The sequence below is a fragment of the Sphingobium sp. SYK-6 genome (assembly GCF_000283515.1).
Lineage (GTDB): Bacteria > Pseudomonadota > Alphaproteobacteria > Sphingomonadales > Sphingomonadaceae > Sphingobium > Sphingobium lignivorans.
In genome coordinates this window covers 3,187,448-3,204,507 of sequence record NC_015976.1, presented here as the reverse complement: position 1 = coordinate 3,204,507, position 17,060 = coordinate 3,187,448, and the positions used below count along the sequence as shown (strand labels likewise).

Annotated in this window: 21 protein-coding genes; 7 read left to right on the top strand and 14 right to left on the bottom strand. The window is 64.4% G+C overall.

The window, feature by feature from the left end:
* Window positions 1-45: 45 nt before the first annotated feature.
* Complete coding sequence (locus SLG_RS20520; protein ID WP_051003778.1) at window positions 46-495, bottom strand: helix-turn-helix domain-containing protein; 450 nt, start codon at window positions 493-495, stop codon at window positions 46-48.
* A gap of 252 nt (window positions 496-747) precedes the next feature.
* Between SLG_RS20520 and yajC the strand changes: the two genes are divergently transcribed.
* From yajC to SLG_RS14610, 6 genes are all read left to right on the top strand, one after another.
* A complete protein-coding gene (gene yajC / locus SLG_RS14635; protein WP_014077270.1) occupies window positions 748-1,089 on the top strand; it encodes a preprotein translocase subunit YajC in 342 nt (113 codons plus the stop codon).
* A 7-nt stretch (window positions 1,090-1,096) separates the two neighbouring features.
* Complete coding sequence (gene secD, locus SLG_RS14630) at window positions 1,097-2,695, top strand: protein translocase subunit SecD (protein WP_014077269.1); 1,599 nt, start codon at window positions 1,097-1,099, stop codon at window positions 2,693-2,695.
* Window positions 2,696-2,707: 12 nt separating this feature from the next.
* Window positions 2,708-3,685, top strand: coding sequence for a protein translocase subunit SecF (secF, locus tag SLG_RS14625; protein ID WP_014077268.1), 978 nt, complete (start codon window positions 2,708-2,710; stop codon window positions 3,683-3,685).
* Between the two features lie 27 nt (window positions 3,686-3,712).
* Entirely contained in the window at window positions 3,713-4,090 is a 378-nt protein-coding gene (locus tag SLG_RS14620) for an Mth938-like domain-containing protein (protein WP_014077267.1), read from the top strand.
* 171 nt (window positions 4,091-4,261) lie between these two features.
* On the top strand, window positions 4,262-4,615 hold the full coding sequence (locus SLG_RS14615; RefSeq protein WP_014077266.1) for a hypothetical protein: 354 nt from the start codon (window positions 4,262-4,264) through the stop codon (window positions 4,613-4,615).
* A gap of 209 nt (window positions 4,616-4,824) precedes the next feature.
* Window positions 4,825-5,385, top strand: coding sequence for a 3'-5' exonuclease (locus SLG_RS14610; RefSeq protein ID WP_014077265.1), 561 nt, complete (start codon window positions 4,825-4,827; stop codon window positions 5,383-5,385).
* Between the two features lie 10 nt (window positions 5,386-5,395).
* On the opposite strand, the gene SLG_RS14605 is transcribed toward SLG_RS14610, so the two are convergent.
* The 3 genes from SLG_RS14605 to SLG_RS14595 are packed head-to-tail and all read right to left on the bottom strand — an operon-like array spanning window position 5,396 to window position 7,822.
* Window positions 5,396-6,334, bottom strand: a complete 939-nt coding sequence (locus SLG_RS14605; protein WP_014077264.1) for a hemolysin family protein — start codon at window positions 6,332-6,334, stop codon at window positions 5,396-5,398.
* Window positions 6,335-6,342: 8 nt separating this feature from the next.
* Window positions 6,343-6,885, bottom strand: coding sequence for an rRNA maturation RNase YbeY (gene ybeY / locus SLG_RS14600; protein ID WP_014077263.1), 543 nt, complete (start codon window positions 6,883-6,885; stop codon window positions 6,343-6,345).
* Window positions 6,878-7,822, bottom strand: a complete 945-nt coding sequence (locus SLG_RS14595; protein ID WP_051003777.1) for a PhoH family protein — start codon at window positions 7,820-7,822, stop codon at window positions 6,878-6,880. The genes ybeY and SLG_RS14595 overlap by 8 nt, the downstream gene beginning before the upstream one ends.
* Window positions 7,823-8,255: 433 nt before the next feature.
* Between SLG_RS14595 and SLG_RS14590 the strand changes: the two genes are divergently transcribed.
* The gene (locus tag SLG_RS14590) at window positions 8,256-8,822 is read left to right on the top strand and encodes an outer membrane protein (RefSeq protein ID WP_014077261.1); all 567 of its coding nucleotides are present in this window, start codon (window positions 8,256-8,258) and stop codon (window positions 8,820-8,822) included.
* A gap of 130 nt (window positions 8,823-8,952) precedes the next feature.
* On the opposite strand, the gene SLG_RS14585 is transcribed toward SLG_RS14590, so the two are convergent.
* The 10 genes from SLG_RS14585 to SLG_RS14540 form a co-directional block, all read right to left on the bottom strand.
* On the bottom strand, window positions 8,953-9,990 hold the full coding sequence (locus tag SLG_RS14585) for a rod shape-determining protein (protein WP_014077260.1): 1,038 nt from the start codon (window positions 9,988-9,990) through the stop codon (window positions 8,953-8,955).
* Between the two features lie 161 nt (window positions 9,991-10,151).
* Window positions 10,152-11,300 carry an aminotransferase class V-fold PLP-dependent enzyme gene (locus tag SLG_RS14580; RefSeq protein WP_014077259.1) on the bottom strand — a complete coding sequence of 383 codons (1,149 nt, stop codon included), beginning with the start codon at window positions 11,298-11,300 and terminating at the stop codon, window positions 10,152-10,154.
* 276 nt (window positions 11,301-11,576) lie between these two features.
* Window positions 11,577-12,011, bottom strand: coding sequence for an NUDIX hydrolase (locus tag SLG_RS20515; RefSeq protein ID WP_014077258.1), 435 nt, complete (start codon window positions 12,009-12,011; stop codon window positions 11,577-11,579).
* A gap of 5 nt (window positions 12,012-12,016) precedes the next feature.
* Window positions 12,017-13,360, bottom strand: coding sequence for a tRNA (N6-isopentenyl adenosine(37)-C2)-methylthiotransferase MiaB (gene miaB, locus SLG_RS14570; protein ID WP_014077257.1), 1,344 nt, complete (start codon window positions 13,358-13,360; stop codon window positions 12,017-12,019).
* An 8-nt stretch (window positions 13,361-13,368) separates the two neighbouring features.
* Window positions 13,369-14,127: a lysophospholipid acyltransferase family protein gene (locus SLG_RS14565; RefSeq protein ID WP_014077256.1), complete on the bottom strand. Its 759-nt coding sequence runs from the start codon at window positions 14,125-14,127 to the stop codon at window positions 13,369-13,371.
* Window positions 14,128-14,556, bottom strand: coding sequence for a Fur family transcriptional regulator (locus tag SLG_RS14560; protein WP_014077255.1), 429 nt, complete (start codon window positions 14,554-14,556; stop codon window positions 14,128-14,130). It lies immediately after the preceding gene.
* 126 nt (window positions 14,557-14,682) lie between these two features.
* Entirely contained in the window at window positions 14,683-15,102 is a 420-nt protein-coding gene (locus SLG_RS14555; RefSeq protein WP_014077254.1) for a MucR family transcriptional regulator, read from the bottom strand.
* A 123-nt stretch (window positions 15,103-15,225) separates the two neighbouring features.
* A complete protein-coding gene (locus tag SLG_RS14550; protein WP_014077253.1) occupies window positions 15,226-15,708 on the bottom strand; it encodes a GNAT family N-acetyltransferase in 483 nt (160 codons plus the stop codon).
* The gene (gene tsaB, locus SLG_RS14545; RefSeq protein WP_014077252.1) at window positions 15,708-16,364 is read right to left on the bottom strand and encodes a tRNA (adenosine(37)-N6)-threonylcarbamoyltransferase complex dimerization subunit type 1 TsaB; all 657 of its coding nucleotides are present in this window, start codon (window positions 16,362-16,364) and stop codon (window positions 15,708-15,710) included. Before tsaB ends, SLG_RS14550 begins: the two co-directional genes overlap by 1 nt.
* 64 nt (window positions 16,365-16,428) lie before the next feature.
* Window positions 16,429-17,013: a NifU family protein gene (locus tag SLG_RS14540; protein WP_014077251.1), complete on the bottom strand. Its 585-nt coding sequence runs from the start codon at window positions 17,011-17,013 to the stop codon at window positions 16,429-16,431.
* Window positions 17,014-17,060 lie beyond the last annotated feature (47 nt).

The following is a 17,060-nucleotide window of genomic DNA, read 5'->3' as shown; positions in this document are numbered from 1 at the left end:
CTCCTCGCGCAGTCGCGCTGCGCTGTCATGCAGTGAACCCGTGAACTAGCTGAAGGCCTTGAATGCGCCCGAAATCAGCAGAGCCATGGAAATGACCGCCAGGGTGGAGAGAAACGCGAGCGAGACAATCTGGATCGTCTTGTTCCCCAGAGACTGCTCATTCAACGAACCTCCAACCGGTGGCAGCAATTTCAGCCCTGTGTGTCTCGGCTGCTGCAACGCCTCCTGCATGTCCACAATGGAGGATTTTTCGTGTTCGGTAAGGGGCTCCGCCTGCCTAGGCAATTCCTGCCCAGCCATGCTGACGAGGCGTCCGGCCTCCCGGCGATCCGCTACGCCGAGGATCTGTGTCGCCGCCAGGATATGATTGTCCACGGTGGAGTGGGAAATCCCAAGCTTTCTCGCGATTTGCTTGGATGTGAAGCCCATGGCGACAAGCTCCAGGCAGGCGCGTTGCCGCTCGGTCAGGCGGGTGATGACTTCGGGCTTCGACATGATGCTATGTGACAATGACAACCCCCTCCTGTCACGCCCTAATTTACAATTTCGATGAGCCCCGAAACGGCTTCGGACGGGCGAATCGCACGCGATGCGGCCCATGCCGGCAGCAGTGTCCAGAATAGCGATGCCGGTTGCCTGCGGACAGGGGATATGCTAGCCGCGCGGCCTTGAACGAGGCGATCGGTCGCCTCATTTACCGGCCGATCCGTTCTCCCATCCGCATGATTGCGCTGCTCAAGGACCGCAATGTTCACCATATACGCTCTCGCTTCGGCTGCGCCGGACGCATCCACTGGCTCCGGCATGGCAGCCTTCCTCAACTTCATGCCGCTGATCCTGATCTTCGTGGTCTTCTATTTCCTGCTGATCCGTCCGCAGCAGCAGCAGATGAAGAAGCACCGCGCCAAGGTCGCCGCGGTCAAGAAGGGCGATCAGGTCGTCACCGGTGGGGGCCTTGTCGGCAAGGTGGTGCGCGTGGACGATGTCTATGTGGATGTTGAGCTCGGGCAGGGCATCAAGGTGAAGGCGGTCAAGGCGACGCTGAGCGATGTCGTCGACCCCCTGACGGCCAAGCCCGCGAACGACTGAGCCGCCCATGCTCGACTTTCCGCGCTGGAAGATCTGGCTCGTCGCGCTGACGACCGTGATCGGCTGCCTCTTCGCCGTACCCAGCTTCCTGCCCGATCGGGTGGTGGCGCAGTTGCCGGGCTTCATGCAGGCCCGGGTCAATCTGGGGCTCGATCTTTCCGGGGGAAGCCATATCCTCCTGGAAGCCAGCACCCAGGATGTCGCGTCGCAGCGCATCCAGAACATGGAAGAGATGATCCGCACCGAGCTGCGCCGCAGCGATGCACGCATCGCCATCGGCGAGATGTCGACGCGGAACAATCAACTCAGCTTCATGGTTCGCAATGCGTCGCAAGTGGATGCCGCCGTAGAGCGCATCCGTCCGCTCACGCAGGGCGCGGGGCTGACCGGCCAGCGTGACTTCAATGTCGAAGTGCGCGACGGCAACACCATTGTCGTCACGCCGACGGAGGCCGGCGTCGCCAACGCCATCGAGAGCGCCATGCAGGTGGCGACCGAGGTCATTCGCAAGCGCATCGACGAGATGGGCACGCGCGAGCCGACCATCATCCGTCAGGGCAGCAACCGTATCGTGGTCCAGGTCCCGGGCCTGCAGGATCCGGCAGCGCTGAAGGATCTGCTTGGCCAGACCGCCAAGCTTGAATTCAAGCTGGTCGACACGACCGCCAATCCGGCCGATCTCGCCCGGGGCATCGCGCCCATCGGCAGCGAGATCCTGCCTTATCCCGAGAATCCGCTGGGTCAGCCGGTCATTGCCGTCAAGCGTCAGGTCATGGTGTCGGGCGACGAACTGATCGACGCCCAGCAAGCCTATGATCCGCAGACCAACGCGCCTGTGGTGAGCATCCGCTTCAATGGATCGGGCGCCAACAAGTTTGCCCGCGCCACGCAGCAGAATGTGAACAAGCCCTTTGCCATGATCCTCGATGGATCGGTGCTGTCGGCGCCGAACATCAACGAGCCGATCCTGGGTGGTTCCGCGCAGATCAGCGGCAATTTCACTGTCGCAAGCGCCAACCAGCTCGCCATCTCGCTGCGCTCGGGCAAGTTGCCCGTGAAGCTCACGGTGGTGGAAGAGCGCACGGTCGGGCCGGACCTGGGCGCCGATTCGATCCGCAAAGGCGTCCTGGCGGGCGTGGTCGCCACGGTTACGGTGCTGGTGCTGATGGTTGCGGTCTATGGCCGCTTCGGCGTCTATGCCAATCTCGCTCTGGTCTTCAACATCCTGATGATTGTCGGCGTCATGGCGATCTTCAACGCGACGCTCACCTTGCCCGGCATCGCAGGCTTCGTTCTGACGATCGGCGCGGCGGTGGACGCCAATGTGCTCATCAACGAGCGCATCCGGGAGGAGCAGCGGCGCGGGCGCAGTATCATCCAGACCATCGAGACCGGCTACAAGGAAGCGCAGCGCGCCATCTTCGACGCCAACACCACGAACGTGATCGCGGCGGCCCTGATGTTCTACTTCGGGTCTGGGCCGATCAAGGGTTTTGCGGTGGTGCTGACCATCGGCATCATCACGTCGGTGTTCACGGCAGTTACCGTCACACGCCTGTTCGCGTCCTTCTGGCTGCGCTCGCGGCCCGCGACACTGAATATCTGAGGGGCCGGAAAGATGCGTCTGCTCAAACTCGTCCCGGACAACACCAACATCCACTTCCTCAAGTGGCGCAAGATCGCGATGGCGATCAGCTTCCTGTCCATCATCGCATCCATCGCGCTGGTGGCCACGCGCGGCCTCAACCTCGGCGTCGACTTTGTCGGCGGCCAGATGATGCGCGTCACCTTCTCCCAGCCCGCCGATCTCGATGCCCTGCGGGGCACAGTGGGTGCGGTCGTGCAGGGCGAGGCCAACATCCAGCAATTCGGCGCGCCCAATGAAGTGTCGATCCGCACGCCCTTGCCGGAGGGCGGAGACGATGCGGCCAACCAGGCATCGGACCGGCTGAAGGCCGCGATCCTGAAAGCGCATCCCGATGCCGTGTTCGGCAGCGTCGATACGGTGTCCGGCAAGGTCTCCGGTGAGCTGTTCAGCACCGGTGCCTGGGCGATGTTCTTCGCGATGATCGCGATCTCGATCTATATCTGGTTCCGGTTCGAATGGCAGTTCGGCATGGGCGCATTGTTCGCGCTGTTCCATGACGTCGCCCTGACCTTCGGGCTGTTTGCGCTGACGCAGATGGAGTTCAATCTCAACATCGTGGCGGCGCTGCTGACGATCATCGGCTATTCCCTGAACGATACGATCGTTGTTTACGATCGGGTCAGGGAAAATCTGCGCAAGTATCGGAAAATGGGTTTGATCGAGCTGCTCGATCTCTCTCTCAACGAGACGCTGGCACGGACCATCATGACCTCGCTCACGATGATCGTCACGCTCGTGGTGCTGCTGTTGCTGGGGCCTGAAGTGATCTTCGGATTCACCGCCGCGATGCTGTTCGGCATCTTCGTGGGCACCTATTCGTCCGTGTACATGTCGGCGCCGATCCTTGTGTGGACCAAGGTCGGTTCGGAAAGCTTCGTGGCGAAGGCCGGCGGGCCGATTGCGGGCGCGGAGCGGATCAGCGTCAACGAGCAGATGCCGCCGCGCTGAGGCGCGGCGCGGGCGGGAGAGCGGCTCATGGAAATGCGCCGAGAGGAGATTCCGGCTGGCCCCGTCATCACCGGCTTCGCGGGGCGAGGCTTTCGTGTGGGCGAACGGGTTTTTTCCGGGGGCCTGCTCATCGATCCGTCCGGGGTCGCCGCGTGGGATGCGCCGGCGCATCCCGACCTGCTGGACGTGACGATGCTGGGGCAGTGGCTGGACATCGATCCGGCGCCCGAGTTTCTGCTGCTGGGGACGGGGGCCCGTCTGGTGCAGCCGCCGCGTGCCTTCGTGAGAGCGCTTGAAGCGCGCGGCATCGGCGTGGAAGCCATGGACAGCCGGGCAGCCGCCCGGGCCTGGGGTGTGCTGCGCCAGGAAGAACGGCAGATCGTCGGCGCCTTGATGCCGCTCTGAACGCCAGCCCGCCGGGCTGGCGGGATTGTCATGTGATTTCCGCTATCCTGCTCGTTCATGCAGCAGCAAGCGGTGCGGCATTAGTCGCGTGTCCCGACAGGGAAGGTGCGGGCGGCGTCGGGCCTTGCCGAAAGGGCGGAGCGGCGAAGCGTCTGAGAGAGGAGGACTGACGTGGCGAGCCATATTCCGGAAGGGCGCCTCGGCCGTGCATTCAAGGCCGGCATTCCAATCGCATTGGTGATCCTTGCCGCCAAGGTGGCCGAGGGTGAGTGGAAGATAGACCGCAGCGGCGAAGCCACAAGGCTGAGCTGGGCATCCCAGCCCTTCAGCGCGGCGGCTGATGGGTCGGCTCTACGGGTCACGGCCTGCTATGGGGCGGGCTGCGAAAGCTGGGCATTGGCGGTTTCCCTGCCGCGCGATCATTATGGTGTCCGGCTCGCGACAGCCGCCGGATCGCTTCTCGCGGATGCCATTGGGCTCTGTCCCGAGCAGATCAGGCTTCGCGGGCCTCTTGCATTGGCATAGGCCGCAACCATATGGTCGAACAGGAGATGGCGCGGGCTCGTCCCGCGCCTTCGTTTTTTGACGCCAAATCTTAACGCAAGGGCATTAGAAGACAGCCGAAACTGGCAGGGCAATGGAACAGAGCCGGCAGCGGCCTGTCCTGCGAGTGACAAGAGAGGATGGGGGCTCGGCACCGGGGGACCGGCTGCCCGTAAGCCAGAGGAAAGCACATGCCCTTCATAGCGATAGATTTCGAGGCATCCTGCCTGCCACAATATGGTCGCTCATTTCCGATTGAAGTGGGCATCGCCACGGATTTCGGTTGGAGCCGGTCCTGGCTCATCAAGCCGCATGCTTCCTGGCGCGACTGGCAGTGGAGCGAGGAGGCCGAAACCCTCCACGGCATAAGCCGGGAGAGATTGGCGCGCGAAGGCATGGACGTCGCAGAGGTTGCACGGCATTTGCGGGCCGCGGTCGGCGGATATGAAGTGATCGCAGACAGCTATTTCGACGATGAGTGGTCGCGCGTCCTGTTCCGGGCCGCCGGCGAGCCCGATCATGTGGCCGTGCGGTGCCTGGCCGATCTGCGTGCCTTTCACGACATAGATCCGGAACGACTCCACCGCGCCATGGCGGAAGCGGATATGCAGCGTGCCCGTCGCCACCGCGCGGAGGATGATGCCCGCTGGCTGGCGCGGCTGCTGGGCGAGCTGGGTCTCGAGGGGGCGATGAGCACTTACGCACCGCCCGCACGATCGATCTGGCAGGGTGAACTGATCTCCGCGCCCTGAAATCCGGCCGTCAGACCGCTGATTCCGCCTCGATGCGTATGGGGGGATGAAGGCGCAGGCGCGTGACGTGCCGCGAATCGCCTTCGATGATCTCGATCCGCCACCCGCTTTCCTCATGCATGAGGATATCCCCGACTGCCGGAACCTTGCCGGCGATGACGAAGGCGAGGCCGCCGAGCGTGTCGACGTCGGAGTCGATCTCGGCCAGCTTGGGATCGATCGCCTCGGCGACATCATCCAGCTCGGCGCGGGCGTCAGCGTCCCACAGACCGTCTTCGAGTGGCACCAGCATGGCTTCGGGTGCCTCGTCATGCTCGTCCTCGATCTCGCCGACGATCTCCTCGACGAGATCCTCGATGGTGACGAGCCCGTCCGTGCCGGAATATTCGTCCAGAACGATGGCAAGGTGGGTGCGCTTCGCGCGCATGTCGGCCAGCAGGTCCAGGACGCCCATGCTCTGCGGCACATAAAGAGGCTGCCGGATGAGGCCTTCGAGGCTCTCGGGATGCGCGTCGGCCCGCGCCAGGATGGCGAAGGCGTCGCGGATGTGAATCATCCCCGTGATCTTGTCGAGCGTATCCTCATAAACCGGAATGCGGCTGTGGCCGGCCTCGACGAACAGCGCCATCAGCTCCGCGAAGCTGGCGTCCTGGGAAATGGCGATGATGTCCGCGCGCGGCACGGCGACATCGTCCACGCTATGCTCGCTGAAATGCAGCATGTTGCGGAGCATCTGCCGTTCGAGCGGGGTGAGGTCGCCCTTGGCCGGGAACGCGGCCGGTTCCTGCTGTTGCTCATCATATTGCTCGATGACGGTCTCAAGTTCGCGCCTGAGATTGGTGCCGCCGCTGTCTCCGAAAAGCAGGGCCCGCAGGCCCCGCCATATTCGTCCGCCTTCGCTGCTACTCTCGCCCTCTTTGGCGGGGGTGGGCGTGGCTGTTTCTGCCATTGGTCTGGTCAGGTCCCTGTTTCATCAATGGGGCGGGCATCGCCGCGCTCCCGGTCCCCATATGGATCAGCAAGGCCCAGTGTTTCAAGGGCGCGTATTTCGATAGCTTCCATGGTCTCGGCCTGCACGTCGTCCTCATGGTCATGGCCGATGAGGTGGAGCGTGCCATGGACGATGAGATGCATGGCATGGCTTTCCAGGGAAATGCCGCGTTCGCTCGCTTCCCGGGCGCAGGTCTCGCGCGCCAGGATGATGTCGCCGAGCAGCGCTTCGCCATCGTCGGTGTTGGCCAGTGCCTCGATGAGATCGGGCTGGACCATCGGGAAAGACAGCACGTTGGTGGGCTTGTCCTTGCCGCGATAGGCGGCGTTGAGCTGGCGCACCTCGCCGTCATCCGAGAGCTTGACGGAGACTTCCACCTGCAGACGGGCGTCGATCAGGCGGGCGTCGGTTGTCTGCGCGAGCGCCGCGCGCACGGCCCGGTCGGCCAGCGCGGTCCAGTCCGTGCCTTCGGGCCAGTCCGGCCCGACATCGATCATGACGTCAAGCATCGCGCCCTTCATAAGCTTCCACGATGCGGCCCACGATGGGATGGCGGACCACATCCGCGGTGGTGAAGCGCACGGTCGCGATTCCCTGGATGCCTTCCAGCCGCTCCACGGCATCGGCAAGGCCGGAGATGCCGGGCGTCGGCAGGTCGACCTGCCGGGGGTCGCCGCAGATGACCATCCGGCTTCCCTCGCCGAAGCGCGTGAGGAACATCTTCATCTGCGCCTGCGTGGTGTTCTGCGCCTCGTCGAGAATGATGAAGGCGTTGGCGAGCGTGCGGCCGCGCATGAAGGCGAGCGGCGCGATCTCGATCTCGCCGCTGGCGATGCGCCGTTCCACCTGCTCGGCGGGCAACGTATCGTAAAGCGCGTCGTAGAGCGGACGCAGATAGGGGTCGACCTTCTCCTTCATGTCGCCGGGCAGGAAGCCCAGCCGCTCGCCTGCTTCCACGGCGGGGCGCGAGAGGATGAGCCGGTCCACCGATCCGGTGATGAGCTGGCTCACCGCCTGCGCGACGGCAAGATAAGTCTTGCCGGTCCCCGCAGGGCCAAGCGCGAAGATGAGGTCGTTTCGCCCCAGCGCTTCCATGTAGACGCCCTGATTGGCCGAGCGCGGGACGATCGTCTTCTTGCGCGTGCGGATCATCACCTTGGGCGGCTCGGAGACGTCATGGCGGATGATGCCGTCCAACGTCGGTTCGGCGGACATGGCGATCACGGCTTCCACCGCGCCACTGTCGATCGTCTGGCCCACGGCGAGGCGATTGTAGAGGCCTTGTAGCACGTCGCGGGCACGGGCGGCGGCTTCCGCGTCCCCCTCGATCTGCAGCTTGTTGCCGCGCGCGGCAATGTAGACGCCGAGGCGATTTTCGATGGCCACCAGATTCTGGTCATATTCGCCGAACAGCGCGCCCAGCAGATAAGGCTTCTCGAACACCATCTCGAGACGGCCCTTCTCGCCGGCCTCTGCCCGGGTGTGACGCTTAGGCACGGGGCCGACTCATTGCGCGGGGCGCGTGGAGAACTGCTGTCATCTCCGCCTTCATGCCAGAGGGACCGGCTGCCCCACAAGGGGTAAGTCCATCGGATTGTTTCCAGGGTGTCGCCGGGTGAGGGAGGCGGAGAGCGGCCGGGACTGGAAGAGCGCTTGGCGGAAAAATATCGCTCGGTACAAAAATATACTTGCGCGGCCCGATCCGGGTTATTATACCTGTCAGTACAGAAAGGGGTTCTACCGGAGCGGGCGTATCGCCCATTCTGATCCGGCACGGCCTCCGAACGAAAAGGTTGTTTGTTCACTCCCCAAGATCGGGAGAGCCGCCCCCATTTCAAGGTCAGGCGGCCCGGACCCGGCAAAAAGAAAGGAAATCAATATGAACCGTTTCATGCTCGTCGGGGCAGCCGCTGCCGCGCTCGTTTCCGCCCCGGCTCTCGCCCAGTCCTTCCAGGGACCGCATATCGGTGTTCAGGCCGGATGGAACCACGACATCGCCATCAATGATGACAAGGATGCCGTCGTGGGTGGCGTGTTCGCCGGCTATGACTATCAGGTGGCGCCCAACATCGTCCTCGGCGCGGAAGCCGGCTTCTCGCTGGGCGCGAGCGACCGCATCGGCCCCTCCGGTCCCGATAACGCCTCGATCAACCCGCTGCACGCCTTCGACCTGTCGGCCCGTGCCGGCTATGTCGTGGGGGAGAATAATCTTCTCTATGTGCGCGGCGGCTATGCCAACAATCGGGCGCGCTTCACCCAGACGGTGGGCACCGCGACGCTGACCGACAAGCGCACTTATGATGGCTGGTTCGTCGGCGGCGGCGTCGAGCGCAAGCTGCTCGACAATGTCTCGGCCCGCGTCGAGTATCGCTATGGCGACCTTGGCGGCGAGGACTATAAGTTCGAGCGTCATCAGGTGCTGGCGGGCGTGGCCTACCGCTTCTGAACCCCGGGGTAGCCGGGCTTCACGGTCCGGCACTTCCCGATAACGGGCTTATGAAAGAGGCATGCGGTTCGAAACGGGCCGCATGCCTTTTCCTGTTCAGGCGCTGCCAGCCGAGCGCCAGTGAAGAGTGTCAGCCGGTGGCGAGCACGCCATCATAGACGGCGTTGTCCAGCGCAACGCCCGCGCCCATCGCGACGCACATCAGCGGGTTGTCCGCGATCTTCACCGGCAGGCCGGTCCGCTCGGCAATGGCATCGGCCATCCCGCGCAACAATGCGCCGCCGCCGGTCAGCGTGATTCCTTCATCGATGATGTCGGCGGAGAGTTCCGGCGGCGTTTCCTCGAGCGCGTTCATGACCGCCCCGACGATCTGCCCCACCGATTCGCGCAGTGCCTCGGCGATCTGCGCCTCGTTGATCTCGATTTCCGCCGGGCGTCCATTCACCAGATCGCGTCCCTTCACGGACATCGCCTCGCCGGTGCCCACCGGCATCGTCGCGCGTCCGATCTGGATCTTCACGCGCTCGGCCGTGACTTCGCCGATCATGAGATTGTGATGGCGGCGGATATAGGAGGCGATGGCCTCGTCCATCTTGTCGCCGCCGACGCGGACCGAGCCGCTATAGGCAATGCCGCTCAGGGACAGCACCGCGACTTCCGTGGTGCCGCCGCCAATGTCGACGACCATGGCGCCGATCGGTTCCGTCACGGGCAGGCCCGCGCCGATCGCCGCCGCCATGGATTCGTCGATCAGCCGCACATGCGATGCGCCGGCGTTGGACGTCGCGTCGCGAATGGCGCGGCGCTCCACCATGGTCGAACCGGAAGGGACGGCGACGATGATGTTGTTGCGCCGCAGCCGCGTGCTGCCGCCCAGCGCTTTGTCGATGAAGCGGCGGATCATCTGTTCGGCGACGTCGAAATCGGCGATCACGCCATCGCGCAGGGGGCGCAGGGCTTTCACGCCTTCCGGCGTCTTGCCGAGCATCAGCCGGGCCTCGTCCCCGACGGCCTTCACATGGGAGACGCCGGCAATGGTCTCGATGGCGATGACGGAAGGTTCATTGAGCACGATGCCCTTGCCACCGACATGGACGAGCGTGTTCACCGTGCCCAGATCGATGGCAAGATCGTGGCCGGAAAAACTGAACAATCTGGATAATTTCATAAATGCGCGCACGACCCTGAATTTTTGTGTTCTGCTCTTGCCCGCCGGCTTGCGGGTCGTATCGCCCAAAGAGGCGAGACGGTGCTTTCGGGAGATTATCGGCGCGCGGTGCAGCGAATGCCCATGATGCCCGTTCTACCGGCGCCTTTCCACCGCTAATCTCAAATCGATCTCGCGGACGGCGGGAAAATCTGGTCGAGCGCGTTTTCAAGGCGGGTAAGGCTCGCCGACACGTCGGTCAGCTTGTCCAGTCCGAACAGTCCGAGCCGGAATGTCTGGAAATCCGGGCCTTCGTCCACCATCAGCGGGACACCCGCCGCGATCTGGATACCCAGCGGCGCGAAGCGGCTGCCATTCTGGATTGCCGGATCATTCGTATAGGACACCACGACGCCCGGCGCGCCAAAACCGGGCGCCGCCACGGAACGCAAACCGTGCACGGCCAGCATGACGCGAACCGCATTGCCTTGCGCCCATTGTGCATCCCGCAGCCGATCGAACCCGATTGCCTTCGTTTCCACCATCGCGTCGCGGAAGACACGCAATGCGTCGGTCGGCATGGTCGCATGATAAGCATGGCCACCGTTCAGATAGGCTTCCATGATCGTCAGCCATTTTCCGAGATCCGCAGCGAAGCTCGTGGATTTTGTGGCGCGGCAACGGTCCAGCGCCGCCCCGTTCATCATGACGAGACCGGCGCAGGGCTGGGCGGACCAGCCTTTCTGCGGCGCGGAAATCAGCACATCGACGCCAATCTTTGCCATGTCCACCCAGACACAGCCGGATGCGACGCAATCCAGCACGAACAGGCCGCCGACCTCATGCATCGCGTCAGCGAGCGCGCGCATATAGTCGTCGGGAAGAATGATCCCCGAGGCCGTTTCGACATGCGGCGCGAACAGCAGGGCGGGACGCTCTGCGCGGATGCGGGCGACCACGTCCTCGATGGGAGGCGGCGCGAAGGGATCGTCTGCCGCGTCCCCCTGCCGCTGCGCCTTCATCACGATTTCCTCGGCGGGAATACCGCCGGCCTCGAAAATCTGGGTCCAGCGATAGGAGAAGAAGCCATTGCGGATCACCATGACCCGCTGGCCAGTCGCGAACTGACGGGCCACGGCTTCCATCGCGTAAGTGCCGCCGCCGGGCACGATGACGGCGCGCTCGGCTCCGTAGACCTCGCAGAGCATCGCGTGAATATCGCGCATGACCTGCTGGAAGGACTGGCTCATGTGATTGAGCGAGCGATCCGTGAAGACCACGGAATATTCGAGAAGGCCTTCGGGATCTATATCTTGGCGCAGGCCGGGCATCGCATTCTCCTTTGACGACATCGCCGTTTCACGATCCCGCATCACAGTCAAACGCAAGTTTCCGCGCCTGTTGCTCAGGGCCCGGCGCAACAGGCAGAGCCCAGGACAAGGCGCCGCCGCCATGGCAGGCCTGCGGATGCTTCCTCGTCTTTGTAAACGTCCAGGCCGCGGCGCGGTGTGGGAACCGCCTGTCGGCGACCGCACTCCGTCCCTTGCCCCCCTTCGTTTCAGCCGTTTCGACCTGCCGGAAGCCCGAGGGCCTTGTCGGACCGGACCTCAGTCCGCCCGGCCCAGCAGGAACCGGCCAAGAGCCCAGCGATCCGATTCGCGGGTGAGAAGCGGCGCCGCGTGCGAAGGCGCCATCCAGAGGCAGTCGTGCTCCCCATCCATGGGCAGGCGCTCGATCAGATCGGCGCGGAAATAATGAGCGCGGATGGTCCAGCAGCGCCCGTCGATTCCCTGTGTGAAAAGCGTAGCTTGACCCAGTTCGGCGGTCACTCGTCCGCGCCAGCCCATTTCCTCGACGATTTCGCGCAGCAGGCAGTCGGTGGGCGTCTCCCCGGCCTCGATGCCGCCGCCCGGCAGGAAATGGCGTCCCGCCTGCGGACGAATGAGGGCGAGGCGGCCTTCGGCGTCGAGAATGAAGGCATAGGCGCCGGGCCGCTCGACATAATCGCGGCCTGCCAGTTTCTGCCCGAACGCGGGGTGCATTCCCGTCAGGCGGCGCGCCGCGCCACGACCGCGCCGCCGAGACTGTTCGGTCCTGCGCTGACGATATCCACCTCGATGATGTCGCCGATGCGGGCGTCGGCCGCTTCCACATGCACGGACTGGAGCCAGGGCGACTTGCCGATGAGCTGGCCGGGGTGGCGGCCCTTGCGCTCCAGCAGGATGGTCGTGCGCTTGCCCACAGTCGCCTGATTGAAGGCCAGCTGGTCGGCGCTGATCGCGGCCTGCAGGCGCTGGAGCCGCTCATCCATCAGGTCCGGCGCGATCTGGCCGTCCATGTCGGCGGCCGGCGTGCCGGGGCGCGAGGAATATTTGAAGCTGAAGGCATGCGCATAGGCCGTCTCGCGCACGATGGAGAGCGTCTCCTCGAAGTCGGCCTCGGTTTCGCCGGGGAAGCCGACGATGAAATCCCCTGACAGGGCGATGTCCGGCCGCGCGGCGCGGATGCGCTCGATGAGGCGCAGATAGGAGTCGCGGCTGTGGCTGCGGTTCATCGCCTTGAGGATGCGATCGCTCCCCGCCTGCACCGGCAGGTGGAGAAAAGGCATGAGCTTCTCCACATCGCCATGCGCGGCGATGAGGCCGTCGGCCATGTCGTTGGGGTGGCTGGTGGTGTAGCGGATACGCGCAAGGTCCGGCAGTCGGTCGAGCGCGCGGATGAGGCCGTCGAGCCCCTGCCGCCGCCCGGCTTCGTCCTCGCCTTCCCAGGCATTCACATTCTGGCCAAGCAGAGTGATCTCGCGGGCGCCGCCATCGACCAGCGCGCGCGCTTCGTCCAGAATGGCGCTCCAGGAGCGGCTGACTTCCGCCCCGCGCGTATAGGGCACCACGCAATAGGTGCAGAACTTGTCGCAGCCTTCCTGCACGGCGAGGAAGCTGGTCGGGCTGCTGCGCCGCGTGCGGCCGGGGAGCACATCGAATTTGGAGGCGGCCGGCATGTCCGTGTCGACCGCGTCTCGTCCCGCGATCACGTCGTCGATCAGACCCGGCAGATTATGATAGGCCTGCGGACCGACGACGATATCGACCGCTTTGGTGCGCCGGGTGATTTCCGGCCCCTCGGCCTGCGCGACGCAGCCGGCGACGGCGATCATCGGACGCGATCCGTCTTCCCGCCTGAGGCGGCCGATGTCCGAATAGACCTTTTCCGCGGCCCTTTCGCGAATGTGGCAGGTATTGAGCACGACGAGATCGGCATCGAGGCCCTCGGCGGCCGCCGTCATGCCGCGGTCGGCCAGCAGTTCGGCCATGCGCTCGCCGTCATAGACATTCATCTGGCAACCGAATGACTTGACGTGGAATGTCCGGGGCTGGGGCTTGGGATCGGTCATGGCGGGGCCTATACAGCCGATGGGCCGACCAAGGAAGCCGCCTGTGCGCGGACCTCCATGGCCTCCGCGATCCGCCGCCGGGTCTCCGCTGCCAGAGCCTTGCGGTCGGGATGATCGCCCGGATCGAACGGCGTCAGGAAATGCAGCGTCACGGTGCGGCGCCCCGGGGCGCCCAGAATGCGCAAGGCGTTGGCGATGCCGGATTCCCCGTCCGGCCAGACCATGAGGGACGTCGCCGCGCCATAGTCGATCAGCAGCGGCTGGATCAGGATGTTGCGGGGCGGCGGCAGGAGCACGCTGAACAGCGGCGGCTTGAAGGGAAGCAAGTGCTTGCCGTTGCCCGTCCCGCCCTCGGCGAACAGCGCGATCGGCTGATGCGCGGAGACCGCCGCCCTGACACTTTCGATATGGCGGCTGACTTCGCCCCGTCTTTCCCGGGCGACGAAGATCGTGTCGTTCTGCGCCGCCAGCCAGCCCAGGACCGGCGTGGTGCGCACGTCATCCTTGGAAATGAAGGCGCAGCCCGTGGCGCCGCCAAGCAGCGGAATATCGAGCCAGCTCAGATGATTGGCGACGAGGAAAACGTCGTGAAGCACCGGCGTGCCGGTGATGCGCACGTCGAAGCCGGCAATCTGGCCGGCACGCCGCAGGAAGATGCGGGGCCAGCGGGACGGACCCCGGCGGCGGGCAATGAGATGCGGGACGAGGCAGGCGAGGACCAGCGCCAGCAGCAGGACGAGGCGCCAGAGCGCCCGCGCAATCCTCATTCAGTCCTTGCGCTCGCGATCCAGCGCGACCCCGTAAAGCTCCATGCGGTGATCGACGAGGCGATAACCCAGCTTTTCCGCGATCTGGCGCTGGAGCTGCTCCAGCTCGGGGTCGACGAACTCGACGACCTTGCCGGTCTCGACGTCGATGAGATGATCGTGATGCGCCTCGGGCGCGGGCTCGTAGCGGGCACGACCGTCGCCGAAATCATGGCGTTCGAGAATGCCCGCTTCCTCGAACAGGCGGACGGTGCGGTAGACCGTCGCGATCGAGATGTTGGGATCGATCGCCGAGGCGCGCTCATGCAGCTTCTCGACGTCCGGGTGATCTTCGCTTTCCGAAAGGACACGAGCAATCACACGGCGCTGCTCGGTGATGCGCAGGCCACGCTCGGCGCAGAGCGCTTCAATATCGATTGTCCGGGTCATGCGTTCCTGTGTAGCCGAATTTCCCCGCGCGGAAAGCGTCAAAATGGGCAGCCCGGCCAAATTCCAAAGAGAATGACGCTGCCGAACGGGCCGGCAGCGCCATCACGAAGGAATGATCGTTCCGGCTTATTTGCGGGTGCGGCGGCGCGATGTCCCGAGGCCGATCTTCTTGGCGAGATTGCGGCGCTGCTCCGCATAATTGGGCGCCACCATCGGATAATCCGCGGGAAGGCCCCATTTCGTGCGGTAGTCGTCCGGCGTCATCTGATAATGCGTCATCAGGTGGCGCTTGAGCATCTTGAGCTTCTTTCCGTCCTCGAGGCAGACGATATAGTCCGGCTTGATCGAAGAGCGGATCGAAACGGCTGGCTCCTGCTTGGGTGCCGCGGGAGCTGCTTCCTGCTGAAGACCTGCAAGCGCGCCGTAAACGTTCTGGATGAGCAACGGCAAATCCGAAACCGCAACGCTGTTATTCGAAACATGAGCTGCCACGATATCCGAGGTCAAGGTGACGAGCACTTCATCGCGGGCGCTTGCATCCGACATAATGGAATCCTTCAATAGTTGTATTGTTCTTGCGGTACCCTGGGCTGTGCTCTCCAGCACAGATCCGAATTATCGTTTAATGTCGAATGCTTGAAAGAGCAAGGGAGGCAGGCGCGAAATCGTTCAATCATGTCCCAGCATGATTTTGTAACTCAGCGCATCGAACCGTTCACCATTGCTGCCGACATAGTAATCGGGTCGATGATTATACTGAAAGAAGCCGGCCTTGCTGTAGAGATGGATTGCCGGATTGCCGGATCGCACTTCCAGGAACATCGCCTTCGCGCCGCTGCCCTCCGCTTCGTTCATGCAACGGTCGAGCAGGCGCCTGCCATGGTTGCATCCGCGATGATCGGGGTGAACGGCCAGCAGGAGCAGCTCGGCCTCGCCGGCGATGCTGCGCAGCAAGGCGAACCCCACCGGGATGTCGCCGAGCCGCGCGATGGCCAGGAGCGACCCCGGCAGGGACATCATGCCGCTGAGCTGCGGGGCGGACCATGCTTCCCCATATTGAGGCGGGAAGGCGGCCTTCATCACCTTCATCGCATCCGCAATGTCCGGATCGGTGGCCTGCATGCTGACCCGAATGGTAAGATCAGGCGCCATCACTCCCGGCCCGCGCGCAAGGCCGGCTCCATAGGCCTGGCATCCGCGCCGCGCCCGTAGACCGGCCGGGGCGGGCGGCTGCGCTGCGCCTGAGACAGCAGGCCGATCTCGCGGGCGTCAGGCAGCAAGGCAAAGGCCTCGCCCGTCGCGCCGGCCTCGACAAGCTGGCGCGCGCCCGAGCCGACGAGCAGCGGAACATCGATGGAAGCAGCCAGCTCGGCCACAGGGGTGGAGCGGACCTCCAGCAGATCGCCAGCGTCCGGTGCTGTCGCGGGCCCCGCAAGGGCCCAGAACAGTTCGCCGTGCCCGCCGATCATGACGACGGCAAAGGGCGTACCCGGGGCCAGCCGCTTGCGGGCCATGACGCTGACCAGATCGAGGCAGCCATAGCCCTCCACCGGGACTTGCCATGCCATGCCAAGGGCGACTGCCGCTGCAAGGCCAACGCGCACGCCGGTGAAGCTGCCCGGCCCGACATCCACGAGGATGCGGTCACAGCGTCCGCCATCGGGCAGCGCGGCTATCGCCGGGAGCAGGGCTTCGGCATGGCCGCGCCCGAGTTCCTGATGCGAGCCCGCGATGCAATCCGCCCCCTCGAACAGGGCAAGCGAGAGAGCGGGGGTCGCGCAATCAATGACAAGCACGCGTCCGCTCATGCGCTCGCCCGCTCCCTGTCACTCATCATGCAAGATCCCCCGACCCGTTGCGATTGAGCGGTCTTCAGACAGCGCGGACTTCCGTCACTTCCGGCACATAATGCTTCAGCAACTGTTCGATGCCGTTCTTGAGGGTGGCGGTGGACGACGGGCAGCCGGCGCAGGCCCCCTGCATGCGCAGATAGACCGTGCCGCGCGTGAAGCCGCGATAGACGATGTCGCCGCCATCATTGGCGACGGCCGGGCGCACCCGCGTGTCGATGAGTTCGCGTATCTGCGCGACGATGTCCGCGTCGGCCGGATCGTCGCCCGGCATCGGCTGCTGGTCCTCCTCCGGGGGCACCGAGATGCCAAGGGCGCTGCCGCCCCGGAACAGCGGCATGTCCGCCGAAAAATGGTCGAGGAGAATGGAGATCACGTCGGTGCGCAGATCGCTCCAGGCCACGCCCGGGGCTGCCGTCACCGAGACGAAATCGCGGCCGAAGAACACGCCTGTGACGTCGCCGAGATCGAACAGCGCCTGCGCCAGCGGAGAGGCTTCCGCTTCATCGGCATTGGAGAAGTCCCGCGTTCCCGCCGCCATGACTGTCCTGCCGGGCAGGAACTTGAGCGTGGCGGGGTTCGGGGTCTGTTCGGTCTCGATAAACATAAGCTGGCACTCGCGGAAAAGGGCAGGACATCGGCGCAGGCGCCGAT